This window comes from Dyadobacter sp. CY351, from assembly GCF_021502625.1.
In the GTDB taxonomy this organism is placed as follows: Bacteria; Bacteroidota; Bacteroidia; order Cytophagales; family Spirosomataceae; genus Dyadobacter; species Dyadobacter chenhuakuii.
The window spans coordinates 591,212-614,551 of the sequence record NZ_JAKFFU010000004.1; the positions used below are offsets into that span (position 1 = coordinate 591,212).

Annotated in this window: 23 protein-coding genes and 1 pseudogene; 12 read left to right on the plus strand and 12 right to left on the minus strand. The window is 44.3% G+C overall.

Annotated features, from left to right (window positions below; translation table 11 throughout):
- Nucleotides 1-105 precede the first annotated feature (105 nt).
- From L0660_RS11715 to L0660_RS11735, 5 genes are all read right to left on the minus strand, one after another.
- A complete protein-coding gene (locus L0660_RS11715) occupies nucleotides 106-1,170 on the minus strand; it encodes a response regulator (RefSeq protein WP_255712290.1) in 1,065 nt (354 codons plus the stop codon).
- An 82-nt stretch (nucleotides 1,171-1,252) separates the two neighbouring features.
- A complete protein-coding gene (locus tag L0660_RS11720; RefSeq protein ID WP_235159618.1) occupies nucleotides 1,253-1,549 on the minus strand; it encodes a YtxH domain-containing protein in 297 nt (98 codons plus the stop codon).
- A gap of 55 nt (nucleotides 1,550-1,604) precedes the next feature.
- Entirely contained in the window at nucleotides 1,605-2,450 is an 846-nt protein-coding gene (locus L0660_RS11725) for a universal stress protein (RefSeq protein ID WP_235159619.1), read from the minus strand.
- A 111-nt stretch (nucleotides 2,451-2,561) separates the two neighbouring features.
- Nucleotides 2,562-5,066 (minus strand): cation-translocating P-type ATPase, encoded by a 2,505-nt coding sequence (locus L0660_RS11730; protein ID WP_235159620.1) that lies wholly within the window; start codon nucleotides 5,064-5,066, stop codon nucleotides 2,562-2,564.
- 100 nt (nucleotides 5,067-5,166) lie between these two features.
- On the minus strand, nucleotides 5,167-6,033 hold the full coding sequence (locus tag L0660_RS11735) for a universal stress protein (RefSeq protein WP_235159621.1): 867 nt from the start codon (nucleotides 6,031-6,033) through the stop codon (nucleotides 5,167-5,169).
- 164 nt (nucleotides 6,034-6,197) lie between these two features.
- Here L0660_RS11735 and L0660_RS11740 point away from each other — a divergent pair, with 164 nt between their 5' ends.
- From L0660_RS11740 to L0660_RS11760, 7 genes are all read left to right on the plus strand, one after another.
- Complete coding sequence (locus L0660_RS11740) at nucleotides 6,198-7,901, plus strand: alpha-amylase family glycosyl hydrolase (RefSeq protein WP_235159622.1); 1,704 nt, start codon at nucleotides 6,198-6,200, stop codon at nucleotides 7,899-7,901.
- Nucleotides 7,902-8,040: 139 nt separating this feature from the next.
- Nucleotides 8,041-8,526, plus strand: a complete 486-nt coding sequence (locus L0660_RS11745) for a hypothetical protein (RefSeq protein ID WP_235159623.1) — start codon at nucleotides 8,041-8,043, stop codon at nucleotides 8,524-8,526.
- A complete protein-coding gene (locus L0660_RS26330; RefSeq protein ID WP_409013392.1) occupies nucleotides 8,447-8,650 on the plus strand; it encodes a DUF6544 family protein in 204 nt (67 codons plus the stop codon). The genes L0660_RS11745 and L0660_RS26330 overlap by 80 nt, the downstream gene beginning before the upstream one ends.
- Nucleotides 8,586-8,873, plus strand: a complete 288-nt coding sequence (locus L0660_RS11750) for a hypothetical protein (RefSeq protein ID WP_409013390.1) — start codon at nucleotides 8,586-8,588, stop codon at nucleotides 8,871-8,873. Before L0660_RS26330 ends, L0660_RS11750 begins: the two co-directional genes overlap by 65 nt.
- 1,280 nt (nucleotides 8,874-10,153) lie before the next feature.
- The gene (locus tag L0660_RS11755) at nucleotides 10,154-11,005 is read left to right on the plus strand and encodes a universal stress protein (protein WP_235159625.1); all 852 of its coding nucleotides are present in this window, start codon (nucleotides 10,154-10,156) and stop codon (nucleotides 11,003-11,005) included.
- A 32-nt stretch (nucleotides 11,006-11,037) separates the two neighbouring features.
- Nucleotides 11,038-11,274, plus strand: coding sequence for a BON domain-containing protein (locus L0660_RS26335; protein ID WP_374759652.1), 237 nt, complete (start codon nucleotides 11,038-11,040; stop codon nucleotides 11,272-11,274).
- A gap of 13 nt (nucleotides 11,275-11,287) precedes the next feature.
- Nucleotides 11,288-12,106, plus strand: a complete 819-nt coding sequence (locus tag L0660_RS11760) for a universal stress protein (protein WP_235159626.1) — start codon at nucleotides 11,288-11,290, stop codon at nucleotides 12,104-12,106.
- 23 nt (nucleotides 12,107-12,129) lie between these two features.
- On the opposite strand, the gene L0660_RS11765 is transcribed toward L0660_RS11760, so the two are convergent.
- Together L0660_RS11765 and L0660_RS11770 are read right to left on the minus strand one after the other, a co-directional pair.
- The gene (locus tag L0660_RS11765) at nucleotides 12,130-12,966 is read right to left on the minus strand and encodes a universal stress protein (protein WP_235159627.1); all 837 of its coding nucleotides are present in this window, start codon (nucleotides 12,964-12,966) and stop codon (nucleotides 12,130-12,132) included.
- 11 nt (nucleotides 12,967-12,977) lie between these two features.
- A complete protein-coding gene (locus L0660_RS11770) occupies nucleotides 12,978-13,817 on the minus strand; it encodes a universal stress protein (RefSeq protein ID WP_235159628.1) in 840 nt (279 codons plus the stop codon).
- A gap of 281 nt (nucleotides 13,818-14,098) precedes the next feature.
- On the opposite strand from L0660_RS11770, the gene L0660_RS11775 reads away from it, so the two are divergent.
- The gene (locus L0660_RS11775) at nucleotides 14,099-14,323 is read left to right on the plus strand and encodes a hypothetical protein (protein ID WP_235159629.1); all 225 of its coding nucleotides are present in this window, start codon (nucleotides 14,099-14,101) and stop codon (nucleotides 14,321-14,323) included.
- On the opposite strand, the gene L0660_RS11780 is transcribed toward L0660_RS11775, so the two are convergent.
- From L0660_RS11780 to L0660_RS26340, 3 genes and pseudogenes are all read right to left on the minus strand, one after another.
- Nucleotides 14,315-14,830, minus strand: a complete 516-nt coding sequence (locus tag L0660_RS11780; RefSeq protein ID WP_235159630.1) for a hypothetical protein — start codon at nucleotides 14,828-14,830, stop codon at nucleotides 14,315-14,317. The two genes, L0660_RS11775 and L0660_RS11780, sit on opposite strands and share 9 nt — an antisense overlap.
- Before the next feature lie 3 nt (nucleotides 14,831-14,833).
- The gene (locus tag L0660_RS11785) at nucleotides 14,834-15,571 is read right to left on the minus strand and encodes a L,D-transpeptidase family protein (protein ID WP_235159631.1); all 738 of its coding nucleotides are present in this window, start codon (nucleotides 15,569-15,571) and stop codon (nucleotides 14,834-14,836) included.
- Between the two features lie 119 nt (nucleotides 15,572-15,690).
- Nucleotides 15,691-15,903: pseudogene (locus L0660_RS26340) on the minus strand (ATP-binding protein); the annotation flags it as partial.
- A gap of 510 nt (nucleotides 15,904-16,413) precedes the next feature.
- Here L0660_RS26340 and L0660_RS11790 point away from each other — a divergent pair.
- Genes L0660_RS11790 through L0660_RS11800 form a run of 3 tightly spaced genes read left to right on the plus strand, consistent with a single transcriptional unit; the run spans nucleotide 16,414 to nucleotide 20,435 of the window.
- Nucleotides 16,414-17,160, plus strand: a complete 747-nt coding sequence (locus L0660_RS11790) for an SDR family NAD(P)-dependent oxidoreductase (RefSeq protein WP_235159632.1) — start codon at nucleotides 16,414-16,416, stop codon at nucleotides 17,158-17,160.
- Nucleotides 17,161-17,193: 33 nt separating this feature from the next.
- A complete protein-coding gene (locus L0660_RS11795) occupies nucleotides 17,194-17,754 on the plus strand; it encodes an NAD(P)H-dependent oxidoreductase (RefSeq protein ID WP_235159633.1) in 561 nt (186 codons plus the stop codon).
- A gap of 14 nt (nucleotides 17,755-17,768) precedes the next feature.
- Nucleotides 17,769-20,435, plus strand: a complete 2,667-nt coding sequence (locus L0660_RS11800) for a cation-transporting P-type ATPase (protein WP_235159634.1) — start codon at nucleotides 17,769-17,771, stop codon at nucleotides 20,433-20,435.
- 192 nt (nucleotides 20,436-20,627) lie between these two features.
- Here the strand turns inward: L0660_RS11800 and L0660_RS26345 are convergent, their stop codons facing one another.
- Complete coding sequence (locus L0660_RS26345; protein WP_409013391.1) at nucleotides 20,628-20,738, minus strand: integrase core domain-containing protein; 111 nt, start codon at nucleotides 20,736-20,738, stop codon at nucleotides 20,628-20,630.
- Between the two features lie 717 nt (nucleotides 20,739-21,455).
- Between L0660_RS26345 and L0660_RS11805 the strand changes: the two genes are divergently transcribed.
- Nucleotides 21,456-21,653, plus strand: coding sequence for a hypothetical protein (locus L0660_RS11805; RefSeq protein WP_235159635.1), 198 nt, complete (start codon nucleotides 21,456-21,458; stop codon nucleotides 21,651-21,653).
- Between the two features lie 221 nt (nucleotides 21,654-21,874).
- Here L0660_RS11805 and L0660_RS11810 read toward each other — a convergent pair whose 3' ends face one another.
- Nucleotides 21,875-23,008 (minus strand): TlpA disulfide reductase family protein, encoded by a 1,134-nt coding sequence (locus tag L0660_RS11810; protein WP_235159636.1) that lies wholly within the window; start codon nucleotides 23,006-23,008, stop codon nucleotides 21,875-21,877.
- Nucleotides 23,009-23,340 lie beyond the last annotated feature (332 nt).

Genomic DNA, 23,340 nt, shown 5'->3' on the forward strand with positions numbered 1-23,340 from the left:
GAATCTGATTTACTTTGAGATGGTAAATTTCAGTTCTTAATAGTTTTGTTGTCAGGAGTGTGGTCAGAAGAAAGACTGACTTTTGTCAGTTTCTGATAGGCAAGGTCAATTTCGAATACGTACCAACTTATCATATTCCAGAACGGTAATTAGACTGCCTTTCATGTCGATAAGGTGTTCTTCTTTAAAATCTGATAATGTGCGTATTACAGTTTCGGTCGCCGTGCCGACTATTGAGGCGATGTCTTCACGGGCGATAGCCATTGAAAAAGGCTTGGTATGATCATCCTGGTAGCGCTGCGCAAGCATCACCAATGCTTGGGCTACCCTCTTACGCACGGAGTTATACGCAAGGTTCAGCAACCGTTGTTCCCTTTCTTTTATTTCATTAGAAAGCATCTTGATGAATTTTGAAGACACCTCCCGGTTGCCTTGTAACAAATTGAAAAAGTCATCTTTTGGAATGATTGACACTTCGACCTCTTCAAGTGCAATAGCAGTTTCCTGGTAGGGTTCGCCCTGCAACAAGTCAAGATACCCAAAGAAATCACCTATTTTATATAGCTCTGTTATGTATTCTTTACCTGTATCACTGGACTTGTATGCTTTCACTTTCCCTTTTAGAAGAAAGAAGATATGGGACGGGAAGCTGCCTTCTGTATAAATAGTTTCTTTTTTGCGAAAGGCTTTTACTTTTCTGTCCTGTCCAAGTTTGGATAGCAAATCAAAAGATCTAGCCTCTTGAATGAACTGATCAAATCCAGCCGATGAGCGTTCGAATCGCTTACGTAAATTTTGATTTTTTTTTAAACGCACTTCAACAATATGAAGAAGCTCGACATCATCGTAAGGTTTGGTAAGATAGTCATCAGCTCCCATACTCATGCCTTTGCGATAATTTTCTTTTTCTGCTTTTGCTGTCAAGAAAAGGAATGGAACATGGGCCGTATTCTCGTCCTTACTCAGAAGATGAAGCACTCCATACCCATCAAGCTCAGGCATCATGATATCGCAGATAATGATATCGGGCTTGAATTCCCTGGCAAGCCGTACGCCCTCTTTCCCATTTTGAGCAGTCTGGACCTTATAGTGAGCTAATTCCAAAATTTCGGCCGTATTCTCGCGCATTTCTGGATTGTCCTCAATGAGCAAAATCTTCTTTTGTTCCAAACAAGTATTAATTAAGCATTTATAGTGTAATATAGACAATATACGTTAATGAAGTAAGTTAGACAAGCCCGGCGTTTTCATCTTATGACACCCGGTTGCTTGCTTTTAAGGATTGATCCTTTGATTTTCCATGGTTAAAGTGCTGCTGCTGATTACAGATCAGCTTATTTCTAAATTCGGTACACTTCTTCTGCGCCTGACGTTTTAAATCGTCAAATGAATCTTCAATTGTTTGCTCAATATCTTCCAAGGCTTCCTCGCCTAAATACAGAATCTTCCTTCGGGTTCTCACCCCACTGTTGGGAGCCAGTAATACTCCAATAATGATCCCCGCTCCCGCAGCAACTAAAACACTCAGGAACACACTGGTCTTTTTCATAACATCATTATTCAATTCATAGGTGGTTTTTATATATTGGTAAGTACATGAAAATTTATGCCTCATGCGCGGTGTATGTCCAGACGGCTTCTGGACAATGATTAACGACGTTTTCAGCAACGCTGCCAAGCATCAGGTGTGTCAAGCCGGTATGTCCGTGGGTGGACATCGCAATGATTGAGCATTCGAGTTGCCGCGCAAATCTGATAATTCCTTCTTCCTCTGTTTTGGCTTGCTTGATTACTGCCAAGTAGTTTTCTAGATCATAAAAGCGCGCAAAGTTTTCCAAAGCCATCTTCAATTCGTGATCTTTCTGCCTTGATTCCGGGGTTTTCACATGTAGCAAATAAAGCCTCGCATTAAAAAAAGCTTGCAATGCTTTTACTTTTTCGATCAAGGCACCCTTATTTAATTCAATCGTAGTAGGGAAAACTATATTCTTGATTTGCTCGGCTTTCTGGTTTTTGTGAACCGCGAAAACAGGAACAGGGGAGCTTCGGACAATTTTCTCCGTATTAGAGCCAACGAGGATTTCGCTGAGCCCGCTGGCACCGTTGGTTGCCATCACCACAAGGTCAGCATTATGCTGGTGAATGGACTTTAAAATTGCATGACTAATCAGACCTTGCTCAATAGTGAGTTTCACAGGGACGTTCCCAGTATCTACTTTTTGCATTAGTTCGTCAAAATCATCCGCGGCTTGTCGTTTCAGTTCTGCTAGAATAGACATCGAATCGACATAGTATGGATTTGTTTCAAGGGTCTGGATGTAGTCGGGAGTCAGGTTAATAACATGTAAAACCCTCACTTCTCCTTGGCTTAAAGCCGCAATTTCAATAGCAAATCGAAGCGCCTGCTCAGAGGCTTTCGAAAAGTCACAGGGAACCAGAATGTTTTTCATGAGATTAAGTAAGTTATTGCTTAGTTGCAGAGCTAGCCCATTTCCAAGATAAAATAAGGGAATCGTGAACTTTAATGCCTTGATAAGCCTTAGTCCAGATTATGATTTTGATCAATAACTGCCTTTAGTCCCATCCTCCTTCCAGTACTTATATATCTCATGCCAGCTAACGGAAATAAAGCCAACCAAAATGCAAAGTAAAGCCTGGGCTATATTCACAGCGTCGAGCTTAAACAAGCTTCTCAGGGTGGAATTAAGAAGTATTAGAACGCATAGGGAGACCGAAATCGTTAAGACCCATCCAATGAGGTCATTTTTGTATTTCAAGGTCGTAAAGAGTGATTTATGAAATGAGCGGTTGGATAGCGTCAGAAAGAAATTAGCCGAAATAAGACTGATAAAGACCAGCGATCTGGTCATCGTCTCTGAGCAGCCAGTGTTTAACCCATACCAGTAAACGCTAAACAAACCTGCCGTAATGACCAGGCCCTGAAGCATGCTAAACAGCAGTTCGTTTGTCCTAAACAAGCTGCTGGAGAAAGGGCGCGGCGGCTGCGATAAAACATCTTTGTCGGCGGGCTCATTTTCGTAGACGATCGAGCACGTTGGGCCCATAATCAGTTCAAAAAAGATCACGTGCACAGGAGTAAAAACCTCAGCATACTTCCATCCTAGCAGCAGTGGTACAAATACGGTCAGGATAACGGGTATGTGAATGGAAATGATGTACCGGATCGCTTTTTTCAGGTTGGTATAAATTCTTCTCCCGGCAGCAATGGCGTCCACCATTCCGGACAAATCATCATTTTGCAGAATGAGTGCAGACGCTTGTTTGGCAATCTCACTTCCTTTTTTGCCCATGGCTATGCCAATGTTCGCCGCTTTGAGCGCCGGGCCATCATTTACGCCATCGCCGATCATTGCCACAATTTCCCCGTTGGCTTTCAGCGCATTGATGACCCGAAGTTTGGCCTCGGGAAACATACGTGCAAAAATCCAGGTACCTGTTACCGTTTTTCGAAGATCCTGATCATCCTCTCCGATAAGGCTCTGGCCAAGCAGGACATTTTCCGTGCCACGAAACCCGATTTGGGACGCAATATTCTGGGTTGTGGCGGCATTGTCGCCGGTAATTATCTTTATCTGTATACCAGCTCTATAAAATGATTCAAGTACGGATTGGATGTTCTTCTTAGGAGGATCGTAAAATGCAATCAGTCCTGCAAAACGGAATTCGATTTGCTGCTGTTGTTCCGGAAACTGCTTCCTGGAAAAACTACTCTGGCCCACACCTAAAACCCGGTACCCTTTTTTGGTGAATTCATTGACTGCATTTAAAACGCGCCTGTTCTCTTCGCCACTCAACCTGCATACCGATGAGATAGCCTCTGGCGCGCCTTTAGCCGCCACGATCCTTATTCCAGCTCCGTTCTCAAATATGTGTGTCATCATCGGCGGCAAGCCACTCAGCGGGTATTCATGTACCATCTGGAAGTCAGCTCGCTCATCTTTGCCAGGCAGCTCTTGATATGCCTGATGCAGTGCGATTTCCATAGGATCGAAGGGTTCGGGCTCACTTGCCCACATGGCTGTTGACAAGACGTGAATGGTTTCCTTGCTTGGTTTATCAGCGATCGAAACGATTGCATTTTCGGTAGGGAGATAGATCCCGGCTAGCGACATCCGGTTTTCAGTGATCGTGCCTGTTTTGTCCGTGCAGATCACGCTTGCGCTTCCCAGCGCCTCAATAGTCTTTGCATCTTTGACAATTACGCCCATTTTCATCAGGCGAAATGCACCGAGGGCCATAAACGTGGTAAAGGCAACCGGTATTTCCTCGGGCAAGATGCTCATTGCCAGGGTAAGTGACTTCATTAAACTATCCAGCACGTTTTGTGATCTGCCGTAGTTGATGGCCCAGACAAATACAAACACGACAGCCCCAATGAATGCCATATTTCTTACCAGCTGATTGATCTGAATTTGCAGTGGCGTTTTCCCTACTTCGATCGAGTCGAGACTTTCGCCAATCTGGGCCAGGCGTGTTTTATTTCCAATAGCTGTCACCTTGCAGACTGCACGGCCGCTGGCAACGAGGGTACCCTGGTAAACGGGCTGGGAAACATATCTGAAAACAGACAATGATTCGCCGGTTAAAATCGATTCGTCGACTGAGAAATCGTGCGCCTTTTTAACTGTGCCGTCCGCTGCAATCCGCACGCCCTCTTCAAGAACCAGCAAATCCCCTACAACAATGTCTTCAACTGGAATCGGTGATTCGATGCCATTTCTGATAACAAGGCTTTTAGGCTGGGTAAATTGCCTGAGCTTTTCCAGCGCGCTTCTGCTTTTTGTATCCTGATAAAGCGAAATAATGGAGATCAGCACAATTGCACCAATCATCATAAGACCTTCCTGAACAGAGCCTGTAAAAAAATAAATACTGGCAGCGATCATAAGCAGTATCAGCATAGGCTCTTTCACTAGCGATATCAGTGCTTCAAAAAATTCGCTTCGCGATTTCTCTTTCAGACAATTCCGGCCAAACCTATCCCTTGATGCCAGAACTTGCGCATCATTTAAGCCCGGGCTTTCAATAGTATTTACAGTTTGCACGGCAATATTGGTAATGGTAGAAATCAGGGAAAAGGAAGGGCGTAATTAGTACTATCAACTCAAAGTTTATAACTCCACTTCGTATTCAGAATGCGCCCTATCAGCCCAGGATCACCATCGGTGCTTTGAGCCCGTCTTCAACCGACTCTTTGTGATAGACCAATAGTGGAACCTGGGTATCCATCGTCAACTTTTTTGTCATCGAGGGGTTAAGGAGCTTTTCAAGAAAGCCTCTACGGCGGTTAGAAACGATCAGCAGGTCCGCCTTTATTTGACCGCAGTATTTCTCCAGCCGGTCCATCACATGGTCACTATTTAATATCGTAATCTCGCCGCCACCAATGCCAAGCTCATGCTCTATTTCGTCAATATACTGCCCATCCGGTTGGATGTCGAGCTGCTCATCCGAATTCACTTTTACCAGTCGGAGCTTACTTTTTAACTGTTTAGTCAGAGCGATGACATCGAGCAATATTTCCTTCTCATCAAATTCCAGTTGAGTAGCATAAACAAACTGATCAAACCTAATTACCTCATTGTTTGGCGGTATAATCAGGACTGGGCAATGCGCTTGCAGTGCTATACCGGTTGCTGCGCTGCCTATTAATTTGTCGAGAAACGCTGCGTGACCAGTTCTTCCGACTACGATCAGATCGGCGGAGTTTTCTTTTGCTTGTTTGAGTACAGCCGTTTCTACGCTGCCCGTTTCCCATATGGCATCCGCCAGGTAGCCTTCTTGTTGTGCCCTGGACACGCGTTCATTTAGTTTTGCACGGTAATCGTCTTTCAACTGCTGATAGATGGGCGCAGTAACGATGGATTCGGGGATCATAAAGTCCCCAACATAAGGCTGGTAGGCATACATGATCAGTAGCTTTGCACCGGTTTTAGCTGCGATTTGCTTGGCAGCCGCTAGTGCCTTATCAGCATTTTCGGAAAAGTCTATTGGTACTAGGATCGTTTTCATAGAATGTTTTGGTTTGAGAGGAATGCTTTGAATCAGTGTATTACAAAGTTCGTGGGGGCAGGCTTGCAAGAGAATGACGAAGGTCATATCGTTTTAGAAGCGTGGTCAGTCAGCTATATCTTGTTGGCAAATAGCTTTGCTGATATAGGCATAACCTTATGAATATGAGCGGAAGCAACACAGTGAATTCCATCTTTGATATTGATCTGTCACCTAAGCCAGGTAAGACCTACTGGGCTGATGGTAACCGGGAGTGGCGTGAGGAATTTATCTACTTTCTTTTAATAGACCGCTTTCATGATGATCTTGAAAGAGCGCCTGAGGACAAGCCAAACAGACATACGGGTTTTGGGAATGCAGATCAGCTTCAAAGAATTTGTGGCGGAACACTCAGCGGGATTACCCGTCACCTGGACTATATCCGGGACCTGGGCTGCACTGCATTATGGCTGAGCCCTGTTTTTCAGAATAACACCTTTTCTTACCACGGTTACGCGGTGGAAAATTACCTGGAAGTTGACCACAGGTTCGGAACGAAAAAGGATCTTAAAGACCTTGTCGAAAAGGCACATAGTTATGATATCAAAGTCTTTTTGGATATTGTCTTGCACCATTCCGGGGACAACTGGACTTATCGGGGCGATGAAAAATATTACTATTATCAGGGAGCAGTATTTCCATTTGAGTCTTGGCGCTCCCAGGATCTTCCTGTCCCGATTGAGCTGAGAAATCCCGAGCTTTACTGGCGAAAAGGGCAAATCCGAAATTTCGATGCCTACCCCGAAACGCGCGAAGGTGATTTTGAAAATCTTAAGAGCTATAAAAATGATGCTTCTCCGGAGGCTTTGCTGGTTCAGCAGATCCTGACCAAAATACATTGTTACTGGATCAGAGAAACGGACGTCGACGGTTTCCGTATTGATGCCGTCAAGCATATGGGGGAGGAAACCGTTAGCCAATTTTGTTCACACATACGTGAGTACGCTTACAAGTTAGGAAAACGTAATTTCTTCTTTTTTGGAGAGTTTGTTGGTCCCGAAGAGATGTACAACCGGTATATCGGCCCGAAAACTTCTGTGATGATAGAAGATAAGGCCATCTATTTTGGGCTTAATTCTGTCCTGGATTTTCCGCTCTACCATATTTTGGCTGATGTGATCCGTGGTGTCTCTAAACCGCAAAAGCTGGTCGAGCGTTATGAATCACTCCGCCAGGGAGCAATTGGCAGAGGTGAGTTTGGTGAGTTCCTGGTAACCTTTATCGATAACCATGATCAGCTGGGGCAGGTAATAAAGCGGCGATTCGGTAAAGAGGCTTCTGAAAACCAGATTATTGCAGGCATTGGATTTTTGCTGTGCGCACTGGGTACGCCCTGCATTTACTATGGCACTGAGCAGGGCTTTGACGGCTCAGGTGAAAAGGATTTTAATGTTCGCGAAGCGATGTTCAGCTTACAGGATCCCAAAGTGAATGCTTTAAATAAATCCTGCCGGATCTACCAGCAGATCGCTGCTCTGGCTAAACTCAGAAAGGAAAATGCAGCGCTCAGGTTCGGGCGTATGTATATGCGCAAACTTTCGGTGGACGGAAAGGATTTCATGCTTCCCACATTTGAAAAATGCCTGCTGGCGTTTTCACGGGTCCTATATGATGAAGAAATTGTGGTTGCTTACAACAGCTCTCAAGATGAGAACGATGAAGAGTACGTCCGGGTAGATCCACTACTGAACCCGCAAGGGAGCTCACTTAGGTTTATTTACGGACAGCAAGGCAGCGTAAATGTCCTTTTGAATGAAGAGGGTAACAAGCATTTTATCAAGCTGAAACTGGAACCCGGCCAATTCGTTGTCCTAACTAACAAAAGCTAACCGTTAATGATAGCTTACTATTTGGTTGACATATAACTCGTAAAACCTTGAAAATGAGAAATGCAAAATCTGGTTTAATCATCATTGTCTCGGGACTCCCAGCTAAGGTAACAGCTTTTTTGCCCAGAAACTGGCCCAAATGCTTAGAGCGGTTTATTTGAGCAGCGATAGGATTAGAATTTCGCTTCATGCGCAGGGGAAGTATACATTGGACGACAAAATGTATATATACCAAACGATGGCGGAGCTGACGGATAAGCATTTAAGCAGGGGTCAAACGGGGTTAATGATGAGGCGGTTACCCACTGAAAAGAGAATGGATCACCTTCTTTCCAAAGGCAAAGTAGGCAGCAATGAAATGATAGCATTGGCTGAGAAGATTGCCCAAATGCATCGTGACGCTCCGGTTGTCTATCAACCGTTTGATCTGTTGGCACAGATGGCCACATTCAACGACATCGCTGGCATACGGCCATTTATTTTAAAGCGTTCCAGTGCGTACATTCAAAACCAAACTGGTGAGAAATATGATAAAAAGGGAGCTAATGCGTTGGCTTGGGGAAAGCGTTTGTTTTCCAACCAATTTGCTGCCAAGTCAACATTTGAGATGGTTGCCGATCGATGACAAATCTGCTAAACTTGAATTCGCATATAACAATTTGTCAGTTTCTTTCACTGTTATCTTTGACGCGCACCATCAGATCGCCGAATTACGTTTCCCTGGCGCTGGCCGTCGGGATGGCGCCTGAGCTGCTGCCTGCCATTATGACCGTAGCTATGTCGTCGGTAGCGGCAACGATGATGAAAAAGAAGGTGATTGTTAAGAAGCTTTTATCCATCCTTAACTTCGGCGAGGTCCGTATTTTGTGCTCCGACAAAACCGGGACCATTACAGAAGGCACTGTCATAGCAAATGATTTTGTTGACGTATATGGCAATCCGGATGATCAGGTCCGGTTGTTCGCATTTTAAATGCATCCATGCAGCAGGGTTTCACTAACCCGGTCGACCAGGCGATCTGCGCGCTGAGCGTTCAAGATCCTGGTTATACCAAGCTTGGAGAAATACTTTACGATTTTATCAGATAGAGGCTGAGTATTTTGGTAGGCTTTCAAGAAGAAGCAATCATTATTAGTAATGGGGCTTTGGCCAACATTCTTCAAGTTTGCCAGTTTGTGCATACCCAGACGGAAGATTTACAGCAGCTGGATGAAAAGATGCGAAGGCTGCGGATTTTGTTCTGCTAGAAAAAGACCTTTCTGTACTGGCCGATGGCATCCAGGACAGGAGGAAGTCTTTTGTCAACTCAATGAAATGGCAACTATACATGAGTTGGGACAAGGTGTTGTAGCTAAACTTTCTTCATTGTGGAAAATATCGCTACAACACGCTAAACGAAATGGATGTACATTTAAGAAACGTTATAATGTACTATGCCAAACTCAATTTTGATAATTGTTAAACTTTATATTGAGTTGTCACCGGACGATCGGATGGAATTATTGGATGAGCTTCAAAGACTGGAATCCATGAGGAAGCCTACAAAGGAGGCCTACGAGGAGGCTATCAAAAACATGGCAATTGTATAGCAGTTCAGACAGGTGTTAATAATAAAGATTGCCATCCCTCAGTAATCACTGCCAGTCTTGTTAAGAAATGGGTGTACATTTAAGAAAGCGTACAACAAACTCAATGAATATAACAGGTTTAACACCTTACCAGCACATGACGAAAAATGTATTGTTAGCAGTAAGGGACTATATCTGTCTTACCGCCAAAGAAAAACTGGATTTTCTTTCACAAATCCGTAAAATTGAGAAAATGAAGCCCATTGTCAGGCTAGACTATGAGAAAACACTGATAGATTTAGCAAATCAGTAGTCTTACTGGTAATCCGTACCAAAGTATCGTTTTTTAAAAGTAGGCCTGGAAATCTGTTGCTAACGATCACAGTTATTGCGCTGATATTGGCCATTTACCTGCCATGGTCTTTGGTTGCCTTTTCGCTGGGCTGACAGGGATTGAGGGGAAGAACGTATTGGTTTTGCTCGGCATCCTGATTGCGTACATGATTACCGCCGATTTGTTAAAGGTGTGGTTCTTTCATTTCAATAAGGCCTGAGTATTACTTAACTGTGTGTCGGCGCCGTAAAACTGACTAATGTCAGTTAGAAGAGTAGGCAGGGTCATCGGACGTAGGTCTGTATCAGGATAATTTGGTAGAAAATTAGCTCACCTTACTATTCCTGCTCATGAAAACCATATTAGTACCCTGCGATTTTTCAACAGCTGCAATCCAGGCAGTCGAGTTTGCCCAAGAGATCGCTCAAGCTAGCCGTGGACAAGTGAAAGTTCTGCATATTATTGAAACCCGGTATCTGTACGGGAATGGTATGGCTGGTCAGCCTTACCTGTTTGCCGATACCTCGCTTGCAGTCGATGAGTTAATTAAAGATGCTCAAAAAGAATTTGAAAAAATAAAATTGGCACTTGGCGAGGGGAGGGTACCTATTAACTTTTTGGCGGAAACAGGTTCTTTGATTGAAACAGTCCTCGATGTGGCTGTTCGTGAAAATGCCGACCTAATCGTCATGTCCAGCACTGGCGCGCATGGCCTGAGGGAGTTTTTTATCGGATCTAATTCCGAAAGATTCGTGCGGCGAGCGCCAATTCCAGTATTTGTGACTCACCAAATGCAGCATGTAAAGGATATAAGGGATATTATAGTACCCACATCATTGGATTTGACTGAAAATGAATTTTTGACACAGGTCAAGACCCTGCAAGCACGCTTCGATGCAATTCTGCACGTGCTTTACGTCAATGATTATCCGATGAGCTTGATGCATGATGAAGAGGCCACAGCCAGCTTGCGGAATTACGCCAAATTCTATAAACTGCAACGGTATACACTGAATGTGCGTAGGGGTCCAAATTTGGAAAAAGCAATTTTGGATTTCGCTTCCAAGATGCCGGGTTCGATTATCGCCATGTCCACGCATGGTTTGAAGGGTTGTGAGCATTTACTAAAAGGAAGCGTTGCCGAAGATGTGGTCAATCATACCACCGGAACTGTCTTCACTTACGTTAACCCGCAGAAGTGATGCTTTGCGGGCCAATAGAAAGGCTATCTAACATGAAAACATGGATAAGTGACGCCTTGCTTATGAAGCATATCGTCAGCACCCTGCACCAAAACTCTCGTCTTCGTGATGAAGATATACGGGTATCTGTCAAAGAGGGATGGGTATCTCTGGAAGGAAAAGTAGATCAAGAGTCCGACAGACAACTTGTCCAGGAAAGTGTTGAGAGCGTCTTGGGCGTTTATGGCATTACTAACAATCTGACCTTTTCTCGATTCCATTGCGACTAATACTGACAGCGGTATGCAAAAAATACTTGTGCCTTGCGATTTTTCAGTCTCAGCGCGACGTGGGCTTGAGTTTGCTGTCGAATTAGCTCAGGCAACATCTGGGGACATTGTTATACTGTCTGTAATCAGCCAACAGCAAGAAGATCAAAAACAGGCAGTTATGGAGCGTTATAAGGAAGACTTTCAAAACTTTGTAACGAACATCAACCAGGCCGTCACTATTATTCAGCAGATTCGATTTGGCAGGTTATTGCCAGCTGTGCTGGAGATGATCACCCTAGAATCAGTAAATCAGATTGTGGTGGGCACGCGGGGCTCCCGTGGGTGGGAGAGTACATTCATGGGTTCAAACGTTGAAAAGGTTCTCAGACGATCTCCTGTCCCAGTTTTTGCCGTCAATCAGAAAACGCATTTGAAGAACCTTAAAAGCATAGTCTTCCCCTGCGATCTTGTTTTGAGAGACGATTATGGGATGGGCCAGTTCAAAAAACTGCAAGCGTTGCTAAAAGCACGGCTACACCTGCTGCATGTTGATACTACGCTTGGGATAGATAAGCAGATTCTCATGCAACAGGTCAGAGATTATGCAGCATTTCACTCGCTAAAAAATTTAACCATTAACATCGTCAAAGACACCGACGAAAAAACTGGCATCCTTCACTTTTCCAAAGAGATTAATGCGGATATGATTGCCATGACCACTCATGGATCAGCAGATGCTGCACATATGTACGGGTTTAGCGTTTCGGCCGATGTAGCTAACCACGCGCATTTACTGACCTGGACCTGCGTGCAGCAATCTCTGGCATCCAGCTTTATAAAGTCAAAATGACCGGGCATGTAGCCCGGTCAACATTAGGTATGTGCTATAAATAGAGGGCTATCCAGTTTTTCCATAAGCACGTCTGCCATACTTTGCCGAAACCACCGCGACACCAAATTACGCTGATAAGCCCCTAGCACAACCAGCGGTGGCCGCTCACTTTCTTTTAAATACCTCACAATTTCTTGTTCCGCAGCACCGTGTAGCACATGATAGCTGGCATTGTGAAAGTGTCTCTTGGAAAACTCCTTCATAAGGCGGTTGTCCGGCACGTGCATATTCTCCTCCTGTGGCTTAACGGTTAGTATTTCCACTGGAAACATTTTCATGAACGGTAACAAATAGCTAAACATCTTAATAGCAAACATCGAGGAAGGCTGTCCATCGTATAAAAGTACAATCTTATCAACTAGCTCGAAATCTTCGGGTGCTACCAGCACCGGGCACTGGATATCTCCCAGCAAATCACGCAGAAAACCAGTGGGCGGTATTTGCGGATAAGGCGATAGCGTTTCATTTTTGCCAATGATCAAAAGATCGGCGTAAACCGTTTCGTGCAATAATTCAGGCAGTGCAAAATTTGGGTCGTGGTGGATATTAAACTCAATGTCTGCCTTTTGACAAAGCGCGGTAAATTTCTCAACCGATTCTGCCCTTGAAACAAGGTCTTGCTCATTGAGCTTGCGGAGTTGCTGCTCCCAGGGTTCAAGCCGTGGCGCCAGCTCATAAATGGAATAACTATGATAGCTGAAATCTTCAAGAAACACCCCGACCAGATGAGACTGGGTCTCACGGGCAATCTGAATGGCAAATTGTACTGTACTTTCTGCGTATTTAAGGCCATCGATGGCCGCAATGATCTTTTTCATAAGTTTCTGGTTTAATGGTGAGCAAAAAAGAATGGTAAGTCTAGGTTTTCCAGCAGCGAATCAGCTGTGCTCGGAGATAGCAGCGTTGAAAATGAAGTTCGGCCATAAGAACCCATGATGACCAATGTTCTTTTTTTATCATACAAGTATTTGTAGAGTTCAGGGCCTGCTTTACCGGACACAGCCTTAAAGGCCGCATAATTGAAGTGGGCGCTGAGCCAGTGCGAAAGCTTTTCTCTTTGTACTTCATTCTCATGCCCACTTTCATTTACATGTATCATCGTTAGTTTTAATTCGTCCATTTCCGGAAAGAGATAGCTGAACTGTTTGACGGCAAATGCCGAGGAACGGCTTTCATCATAGGCCAGCAGGATTTCATCAATTTCGGTAAATGTAATGGGGGCCACTATCACAGGGCATTCTGCTTTGACAATAATATCTCTTATAAAATCCGAGGGTGACTGTCCGGTTTTGTGTTCTAAACTGGTATCCTTGGCGATTACCAGCAGATCCGAGAACCTACTTTCCTGGATGAGTCCTTCGAGTGGGGAGGTTAGATCCGGGTTTATGCTGTGTCGCACGCCCCTGTCTTCACAAATTTTCGTGAATGTCTCCATGTATATGGCACGCATTTCTTCATGCTCAGCATAGCCGGGCAGGTCACTGCCAAGGATCGTCTCCACGTAAGGCACGCCAAAAACTGTTTTCAAAGCGGGCGATTTACCTGCCAGGTGCTTTTCTACAAAAACGGCGGTAAGTCTGGATTGTGTCAGCTGCGCCAGGTAGCATCCAAACTGCATACAAGGAATGCTGGGTTTTTCCGGATTGATTGCTAAAAGAATATTTTTCATTATTGCTTCGATTTAGATGAGCCTTTTGATCAAATCATGAAACTGATCCGGTTGCCATAGAGGACCGACCCATCGTCAAGGATCGCGTAAGCCCGGTAGTGAAAAAATGTTTTCCCGTTGATAAAGTCCTTCGTATAATTAAACTGGTTGATTCCCAACATGAACGGAGTGTCAAATATGATTTTGGTGTTCTCAACGGTTGGGTCCAGTGAGTGATTGCCGACACCCCGGAAGTAGGATGTATAAACAATTCCGTATTCGATAACAGGCTTTTTACCTTGATGATCAACGCGCCTGTGATCAATGTGATTTTTAGGGGATCAAACTCGGCCCTTTCTGATAAAGCCAGAAGTACGGCCTTGCTGTCGCCAGACTTTGTAAAGCCACTGGAAGCAACAACCATTCCGTTTTTGATCAATGAAGCGGCATTGTTTTTATTTGTGATCTTTGAGACCAAGCCCGTATTGGCGATCCGTGATAAGTCCTGTTTCATGATTTTATTTTAATGCGTGGGCTGCAATCCGCGAAAGCTTGGATGGTTTTTTCTTTTCGGGATCCACACCAATATTTTTCTGCAATACAAACAAGGCTACTGCCATCAAAAGGGTTGCGGGGAAAGCAGCATATAATCCCAGTGGGGCGATGCTGATCCCGAAAGTAATGCCAGCCCAGCACCCGGTAATCAGAAACTGCCCTTTGAATAGCATTGACAACGCAATCAAAAGTTGTGCGAGTGCAATGAGCAGGATCATCGGAGTAATGATAGCTTCAAAGGCACCCAAGATGAATTGTTTGTAAAGAGGAATAGCTGTATCAGCATAGTCCTGATAGGCCCAAGGGGAGTCAATGGCGATGTAGGTATTTGCGGCGGCAGCCCCGATAAAGATTACAAAAAAGGCTGCCCTGGTAAATCCAGGGTGCTTTTTTGCAGTCCAAATTAGGGCCATAGCAACCAGATTGCTGGCAGCATATGCAGACCAGAATGCGAGCGGTGATATTCCGTATGTTTCCATGATTTATCGGGTGAAAGTGATGGGTTTATTGGCAAGTGCATTATAGATATCTTGGTAGTAGACTAATCCCGCATCTGCTTCCACCAGCGTGTAAGTGATAACGACCGGGATGGTGTGAGGTAGAGGATATGATTTTGAAGGCAGATTGTGGTAACGGGCTTCTGTAAACGCATCGGAGAGCCATTCTTTTTCCATTAAAAAGTTGGCAAGTTTAGCGGGCTCAGCGACCCGGATGCAACCATGACCAAGAAAGCGGTATTTTTTGCTGAGTAATTCGCGATGGTTGGTATCATGTAGGTACACGTCATAAGGGCTGTCCAGATCAAATTTGATCACTCCTAATGCGTTATTACAGCCTGTGGATTGCCTTAAACGGTATGGTAAATTTTTCGCTGTCAAACTTTTCCAATCGATCATTTCCGGACTAATTAGTTTGCCTTGTGGCGAAATAACCTGCAAATTCCATTGCGAAGTATCCTTTAAAATACGCCCAACCACCTGGCCCATCTTGGTAGAATCTATCGTTTTCAGCAGCTGATTAGGAAAGCGTTTATCTGGCGATCCGTACGCTATCATATATAGTGTCCTGCTTAATTCCACACTATCGGATAGTATGGCAAGCGTGTCCATTCCAGCAGCTGTAAGCCTGGCATATTTCCAACTGGAATACCCTTGTGCAATCAGGCTTTGATTGGCACAACTCGCTAGTAATAAAGTCAATATCAGTGCAAGGGAGCGCATAGTTAACTATTGATTTCTGTATCAAAATAACCGTATGCAAGGCTCGAATAGGCTGACGATGAATTGTTAACAATATGATTTCTGTCAGCTTTGACTGGTAGGGAAAGAGAATATCTCGCCTATGCAGGTTGCAAAGACACTTTGAAACAAGACCCATGACCTATTTCACTGTCGACCTGAATATGTCCCCCCAAGGCTTCAATCTGAAATTTTGTAATAAATAACCCTACTCCTCTTGCATCCGGATTGCCATTGAATGTTTTATGCATTCCAAATAAGTCCTTACCGTGTTTTTGCAGGTCAATCCCAATACCGTTATCCTTAATGCGAAATTGTAGGTGGGTGTCGGTCTAAACCGTGTCAATATTGATTTTCGGGGCCCTGACTGGATGTCGGTACTTCAAAGCATTACTAATAAGATTCAAAATGATGCTTTCCAGATAGGCCGGATATGCTAAGACCTGCAGCCCGGGGTCAACATTGGTCAATACCGAGGCATTCATTGATCTAATTTGCAGACTTAAAGAATTTATTGTCGCTGAAATGTGTGCGAGCAAATTGCAGGGCTGATATTTGTCTTTATCAAGATTCTGAATTTTGATCATATCTGATAAATGTTCTACCATGGATGAAAATCCTGTGGAGAGAAAATGCTAGTCCCTGATGACTTCTATCTGCTTTTTGTATGATATAAATCAGGATTGTGGCAACACTAAGATTCCAAATCTGTAAAACGCGGGATAAAGCTGACCAATATCATAATGGATTGCCGCGAACGTCAATTATTCTGGCTACTAGTCTCAATATCTTCGCCAGATCTTTATACTTAAAATGATGGTATCATGCAGTTACTAAATAGCGTTGCAATAGTTACCGGGGCTGGTTCCGGAATTGGCAGAAGTGTAGCATTAGCTTATGCCGCTGAGGGAGCTAAGGTGGTCGTTTCAGATATTCATCGGAAGGAGGGGCTGGAAACCGTGAACATGATAAAGCAGGCAGGAGGAGAATCTTTCTTTTTCGAGGCGGATGTGTCTTCTCCGGCTGACAATGCGGCACTTGTCGATGTGGCAGTTGCGACTTACGGTGCCTTACATATCGCTTGCAACAATGCCGGAATCGGTGGTGCTTCGGCACCAGTGGGAGAATACCCGATTGAGGCATGGGACAAAGTGATCGGTATCAATCTCTCCGGTATCTTTTATGGAATGCATTATCAAATCCCAGCGATGCTGAATGCTGGTGGGGGCACGATTGTTAATATGGCCTCGATTCTGGGAAATGTAGGATTTGCAAATAGTCCGGCTTATGTCGCAGCCAAGCACGGGGTTGTTGGATTAACAAAAAATATAGCATTGGAATATGGCGCAAAAGGTATCAGGGCCAATGCAGTAGGGCCTGCCTTTATCAAAACACCGCTGCTAAAAGACCTGGATGCTGGTACACTCGACTGGCTTGTAACCAAGCACCCTATTGGCAGGCTAGGAGAACCTGAGGAGGTTGCTGAACTAGTATTATGGCTGAGCAGCTCAAAATCGTCATTTGTTACGGGTTCGTATTATCCGGTAGATGGCGGTTATCTCGCTGGTTGAGCAGTCTCTGTCAACCACTAAACATACAATTTCATGAATATCTACATTTTGCTGGCTCACCCCGATAAAAATAGTTTCAATGGACGGCTTGCTGATGCTTGTGAGCAAGGAATGCTACTGGCCGGGCATCAGGTCCGCAGGCAGAATATAGGTGAAATGCAGTTTGACCCGGTTCTGTGGAAAGGCTACTCCGTTATTCAGCAGCTCGAACCGGATTTGCAGCACACTCAGGAAAATATTCTGTGGTGCCAAAAATGGGTGATCATATATCCGGTCTGGTGGGGCTCGGTTCCGGCAATATTTAAAGGGCTTTTAGACAGGGCATTACTGCCAGGATTTGGTTTTAAATACCATGAAAAAGATCCATTCTGGGACAAATTCCTGGGCAAAAGGTCAGCGCACGTTATTGCTACCTCGGACGCACCGCCAATCTGGTTATGGTGGCAATACTCCAACAGTGATATCAAAGCCATCAAGAAAGCAACACTGGAATTTTGCGGGATCAAACCGGTAAAGGTTACCCGCATTGGCAGAGTCAAATATCTGGACGAAGAGAAACGCAGTAAGATTATCAAGAATATAGCCGCAGACTAGCCCTTTTAAAACATATGACCAAAACCTTTCAAGAAGTCAGTCCGCAGCAATTGGCCCAAACCCTTCAAACGGACATTACAAAGGGTCTTTCCAGTGCCGAAGCCGAATCCAGGAATCAGCGTCTGGGACTCAATGAGCTGAGTCGCGAGAAGCCTGAGAGCTTATGGACGATACTGCTCCGGCAAATCAACAGCCTTATAGTGTGGATACTGGCAGCAGCCACGATCGTGTCATTTTTAATGGGGGACACCGTTGAAGGCTTTGCCGTCATGGCGGTTATTTTCATCAATGCGGCAACCGGATTCATACTCGAATACAACGCTCGCGAATCCATGGAAGCGCTTCGCAAGCTGGATACGACGCCGGCCCGGGTTCAAAGGGACGGGCAAATCATGGAGATACATTCTGAAAACGTCACCGAAGGCGATGTACTGGTTCTGGAAGCCGGGGATCTTGTACCAGCGGATGCGAATATCGTACAGTCCAACCAACTTGAAGTAGATGAATCTGCCTTAACCGGCGAATCGCTCCCATCGGCAAAACGTGTTGAACCCTCCGCTGCGGATGCGCCACTAGGCGACCAGCACAACCGGTTGTTTAAAGGTACAGCTGTAACTAGCGGGAATGCCAAAGCCATCGTTACCGGCATTGGTCAGGCGACCGAATTGGGCAAAATCGCCACCATGGTGCACCAGGCCAAACGCACTGCGACACCGCTTGAAGCTAAACTCGATTCGCTGGCCAAAGTACTGATCTGGATCACGATTGGTTTGGCGATGCTGTTTTTGGTAGTAGGCTTGCTGCGAGGAGAGCAGACAAAGCAGCTAATAGAAACTGCGGTTGCGCTGGCTATTGCCGCGATACCGGAAGGAATGTCGGTGGTGGCAACCGTCGCACTTGCCTACGGGATGCTCAGGCTGGCTGAAAAGAAAGTGATCGTAAAACGACTTTCGGCGGTGGAAACGCTTGGCGGGACTAATGTGATTTTTACAGATAAAACCGGCACATTGACCCAGAACAAGATCGAAGTACGTCAGTTACATTTTCCGGCAGGTGATTTGTTGGTAACCCTGCGCCCAGGAAAAAATGGAAGGGAAGAGATGGAACTGGCTGGCGAGGATTTAAACCTTTCCAGCTCAAAGGAATTTGAACTGCTGGCACGGGTAGGGGTGCTGGCTAACAATGCGCAGCTGAATTCGGTGGAGTCGGATAGTAAGCAGATTGGGGATCCGGTGGAAATTGCGCTGCTGCGTTTCGCTGAGGGTGCGGGCATTGATCTGCAAGCTTTTGGTTCGAAATACATCAGAAAGGCAGAAGAGGCGTTCAGTTCGGACACGCGCATTATGGGGACACTGCACGAGTCGGAGGGGACATACTATGTTTCTGTGAAAGGGGCCGTCGAGGAAGTATGTGAGCTTTGCCATTGGGAAAGCGATAGTAAAAGACAAGAGGAGCTTGCAATTTCGGAACTTATGGCAGCCCAGGGACTTCGTACACTTGCCTTTGCTTACCGCGAATCAGGGCAAATACCTTCTGAGGATTTTACAAGAGAAGAAAAGCTCACATACCTGGGGCTAATCGGCTTTTTGGACCCGCCGCTTACAGAAGTTACGCCAGCCCTACAGGCCTGCGGTAATGCCGGTATCAAAGTGATTATGGTAACAGGGGATCATCCTGCTACTTCATTGAACATTGCCAGACAGGTCGAGCTGGTCGGGCCCGGGGAACAACTTGTTTTGACCGGGAAAGACCTTCAAGCATTTGATTTTTCATCCGAAACAGATCGGGATAAAATCCTGAGATGCCAGGTTTTTGCGCGGGTCAATCCGGCCCAGAAACTGGACATGATTGATTTTTACCAAAAACGTGGAGACATTGTCGGCATGACTGGTGACGGTGTAAACGATGCGCCAGCATTGAAGAAATCAGATATTGGCATTGCGATGGGACTGCGTGGTACGGCCGTAGCCGCAGAAGCGGCCGATATGATCTTGAAAGACGATTCTTTCAGCTCCATTGTCAGGGCAATCGGGCAGGGCAGGGTTATCTTTGAGAACATTCGCAAATTCATCGTTTTCCTGCTTTCCTGTAACATGAGCGAGATTTTCGTAGTAACCTTTGCAGGCTTTCTGGGCGTCGGTAACCCATTGCTGCCACTGCAAATCCTATTTATCAACATCATCACCGACGTGTTTCCTGCGCTTGCCCTCGGTGTTGGAAAAGAAAATCACAAACTCATGCATTCGCCACCAAGAGATCCCAAGAAGCCCGTCCTTGAAATGAAAGACTGGCGCAGGATTGTTTATTATGCACTGGTGATAACTGTCTGTGTCCTTGGTGTTTTCTGGTATGGAACCAGTCAGCTGGGATTGAGCCAGATGGAGGGCAATACGGTAACTTTTTATACATTGTCATTGGCGCAGTTACTGCACGTGTTTAATCTTTATTCTAGTAAAGGCAGTTTTTTTTACAATGAAATTACGCGCAACAAGTTCATCTGGCAGGCACAAGGTTTGTGCATTCTGATCCTGCTGAGCACCTATTTTATTCCATTTCTAAAACAAGTACTTTCCCTGCATACGCTCGACATGCAATCTTTCGGATTGATAATGATAGGGGGAATTTTACCCCTTGGAATTATTCAGATTGCACGAATGTCATATTCAAGAATTTTGGGATAGTCCTATCGAGGACTAGCAAGAGTGGCATTGGGTGAACAATATCGGTTAAATCGAATATTACATGTAGGTTTTTAAAAGGTCAACAAGTTATTTGATAGCAGTTGATCTAGGTTATCGAGCTGATGTTGCCGCTTCCCAATTGTTCTTGCCATTGTGTTATTCCCTCTTTGGTGATCAATTGTTGAATAGAGCCTATCCCGTTTGTTTAAACTCATCTGGTGTTAAAAAACCAAGTTCTTGATGTGGTCTTTGCGTATTGTAATCGTTAATCCAGTGGCCAACCACTTCTCGAACCTGTGGCAAATTTTAAATAAATAAACGTTGAGAACTTCGCGACCAAAAAGTGCCATTAAATCGTTCGATGTACGCATTCTGTGCGGTCCGCCCCGCGGTCGGTTTGCCATCTGTTTCGATTGCCTGTTCCAGAAGCCGGACAACCCGCCTTGCAGGTAGGAAAAGTCAATATCTATCCCCGGTGCCTGACGATTATAATCATCCAATACATTCAAGGCGGCCGCTGCTGCGGTACGAAAACGACGTCCATCATCATATCTCAAAGAAAAATTTTATGGATGGCTATTCGATTCATAATCACCACTATATTACACTGAAATACCCTTGCAATAATTCTGTAAACCGATGAAGTGAGCGGGTTATTAATGCAATGAAAATTACAAAAAAACAGTAAATAAGGTCCTTTAAAGTATACTTCCAAATTATAACACGCCAAAACTGATTACGAAACCCTTGTTTTGGCGTGTTATAAAATGATATATTGCGCCAAAAGTAGAGTGATATATATATAAGTCAAAATAATGGAACAAGTGATCGGACGGACCGAAGGAAAGTCTCTTTTGTACAAAGATTGAAAGATCAGCAGAAGCAGAACTGGTTGCGATATTTGGACGACGACGGGTTGGAAAAACATTTCTGATCAGGAACGGTTTCAGCAAAAAAATATTTTTCGAGTTTTCGGGCATACACCGTGCGAACCTAAGCCAGCAACTGGAAAACTTCAGTATGTCATTAACCAATGCCGTTGGCGGATTACCAATAGCAAAACCTGAAAGTTGGTTAAAAGCTTTTGAGATGCTTAAACAACTGCTCCATCCCTTGGTCATGAAAGATAGAACAATGGTTTTCTTTGATGAATTTCCATGGATCGATACCCCCCGCTCCGGCTTTTTAAATAGTTTTCATGTAACACTTTCAGGGTAGGTTAGCTTTCACCTAGCCTCTTTAAGCGTCGGGTATATTTGACAATTTCCACGTATCACAACCAGAACGGTTGACATGTGTATCATAGGGGAGAGATGGGGCCAAATGCTGTAACACAGAACAAGGTGGTCTTTGGCTTTTTGGCGAAATTCTTAGCAGCTGAAAATTAAACCCAAGCAGGAGCAGTAGAGAAAGAGAGGTTTTGGTTGAAAAATCGCCTTTTACATTCTTAGCTTAGCAGCGACCGCATTTTCAATCGACCCCTCACCTGTAGTATATCCAACCCGTTTTTCTATTAGTTGGTTATCAGGGCCAAATAATGCCCATACAGGAATTGCTTCCAGTTGATATTTTTTATTGAGCTTTGTAAAGCTTTCGGTATCATTTAATAGGTACTGTTGCCAAGGCATACTTTCTTTTTTTAAAGCATTTTGCCAATGTGCTTCATCTTTGTCAATTGAAATGCTGTAAATGCTAAGGCTATTGCCGTAGTTTGCTTGTAATGACTTTATCTGAGGTATTTCTTTTCGGCAGGGTAAACACCAGCTCGCCCAGAATACGACTAATTTGAATTTATTATCCTGGTTAAGTATTGAAGAAATGATCTTTTGATCAGGCCGTTTCAGTTTTAGATCGGCCGGGAATTGGCTTCCGGTATCGTTATTATACGATAGAAAATTTTGTATATTTTTATATACTGACGAGTTCGCTAGCGATTTGTCAAACCCAGATAATAACCTTGCAAGTTGCTTTTCGTCTAAATCCCCTTTACTCACGTTAAGTGTGTTAAGCAAATAGATGGACTTCGGATATTTTAAAACAAGATCAGCATTTTGCTTAATATTGGCATCTGTCTTTCCCGTCACAAAGTTTCCATGGTAAAATGCAGCTTCGGTTTGCGAATTAACATGATCTAACTCTAACACAATTTCTTCTGGATTTTTGCTTTTAAAGCTTTGTAAAGGAGTAAATTGTGTCGTTCCAGGTTCGGTATAGACTGCCATTTCATAGGTCTTTTTGAAAAAGGGATTGTTAAAACCTAAATACCGATAGGGATTCATCGTATCGGGCGAGAGATATAAGATGTTTGCTCGGAATGGAATGAAATTGGTGTCAACAGCTACTGATAAGGTGAATTTCCCCTTCTCTACAATTGCACTATCGACTAGCATTCCGGAATCCTTATTTCCCAAATAGACCTTCATACCTTCAATTCTAGATGTTGTATCCTTGAGATCAACAATTATCCGTGCAATATTGGATTCTTTGTCTTGGTTACATCCAAAAAGTACCACAGACACAGATAACAGAAAAAGTAAATACTTAATTGGTAAAAAAAGGCTCTTCGTGTTCATAATAGACATCGTTAAATCTAACAATCATGATCTGTCCTACTGCAGCAATCATCAGTGTCATGCCCATAAATTCGAATGAAGACAGTCTTTTTATGCGGAGAGTCAGATCATGTAATGGAAAGAGGGTACATAATCCGGTTTACTGTTAGAAAAAAAACAGGAGGGGACACAGAAATAAAGTATGCGACTTTGTAACCGCCTTGCGGTGTGTAAAAATTCAAACGGATGTTTACACAATCTACGGAAGCGTTCAGTTTTTCACTTAAAAAAAAACATACATTGTTTCACTATATACGCTTGTGAATGCTGAGGTTTTTGTTTCAAAATAGAGA

Excerpts from the sequence above, each read along its gene's own strand:
- L0660_RS11720 (WP_235159618.1), bottom strand. The coding sequence starts at position 1,549 with ATGAAAAAGACCAGTGTGTTCCTGAGTGTTTTAGTTGCTGCGGGAGCG.
- L0660_RS11725 (WP_235159619.1), bottom strand. The coding sequence starts at position 2,450 with ATGAAAAACATTCTGGTTCCCTGTGACTTTTCGAAAGCCTCTGAGCAG.
- L0660_RS11735 (WP_235159621.1), bottom strand. The coding sequence starts at position 6,033 with ATGAAAACGATCCTAGTACCAATAGACTTTTCCGAAAATGCTGATAAG.
- L0660_RS11740 (WP_235159622.1), top strand. The coding sequence starts at position 6,198 with ATGAGCGGAAGCAACACAGTGAATTCCATCTTTGATATTGATCTGTCA.
- L0660_RS11745 (WP_235159623.1), top strand. The coding sequence starts at position 8,041 with ATGCTTAGAGCGGTTTATTTGAGCAGCGATAGGATTAGAATTTCGCTT.
- L0660_RS26330 (WP_409013392.1), top strand. The coding sequence starts at position 8,447 with ATGCGTTGGCTTGGGGAAAGCGTTTGTTTTCCAACCAATTTGCTGCCA.
- L0660_RS11755 (WP_235159625.1), top strand. The coding sequence starts at position 10,154 with ATGAAAACCATATTAGTACCCTGCGATTTTTCAACAGCTGCAATCCAG.
- L0660_RS26335 (WP_374759652.1), top strand. The coding sequence starts at position 11,038 with ATGAAAACATGGATAAGTGACGCCTTGCTTATGAAGCATATCGTCAGC.
- L0660_RS11760 (WP_235159626.1), top strand. The coding sequence starts at position 11,288 with ATGCAAAAAATACTTGTGCCTTGCGATTTTTCAGTCTCAGCGCGACGT.
- L0660_RS11765 (WP_235159627.1), bottom strand. The coding sequence starts at position 12,966 with ATGAAAAAGATCATTGCGGCCATCGATGGCCTTAAATACGCAGAAAGT.
- L0660_RS11770 (WP_235159628.1), bottom strand. The coding sequence starts at position 13,817 with ATGAAAAATATTCTTTTAGCAATCAATCCGGAAAAACCCAGCATTCCT.
- L0660_RS11775 (WP_235159629.1), top strand. The coding sequence starts at position 14,099 with ATGATCAACGCGCCTGTGATCAATGTGATTTTTAGGGGATCAAACTCG.
- L0660_RS11780 (WP_235159630.1), bottom strand. The coding sequence starts at position 14,830 with ATGGAAACATACGGAATATCACCGCTCGCATTCTGGTCTGCATATGCT.
- L0660_RS11785 (WP_235159631.1), bottom strand. The coding sequence starts at position 15,571 with ATGCGCTCCCTTGCACTGATATTGACTTTATTACTAGCGAGTTGTGCC.
- L0660_RS11790 (WP_235159632.1), top strand. The coding sequence starts at position 16,414 with ATGCAGTTACTAAATAGCGTTGCAATAGTTACCGGGGCTGGTTCCGGA.
- L0660_RS11795 (WP_235159633.1), top strand. The coding sequence starts at position 17,194 with ATGAATATCTACATTTTGCTGGCTCACCCCGATAAAAATAGTTTCAAT.
- L0660_RS11800 (WP_235159634.1), top strand. The coding sequence starts at position 17,769 with ATGACCAAAACCTTTCAAGAAGTCAGTCCGCAGCAATTGGCCCAAACC.
- L0660_RS11805 (WP_235159635.1), top strand. The coding sequence starts at position 21,456 with ATGTCATTAACCAATGCCGTTGGCGGATTACCAATAGCAAAACCTGAA.
- L0660_RS11810 (WP_235159636.1), bottom strand. The coding sequence starts at position 23,008 with ATGAACACGAAGAGCCTTTTTTTACCAATTAAGTATTTACTTTTTCTG.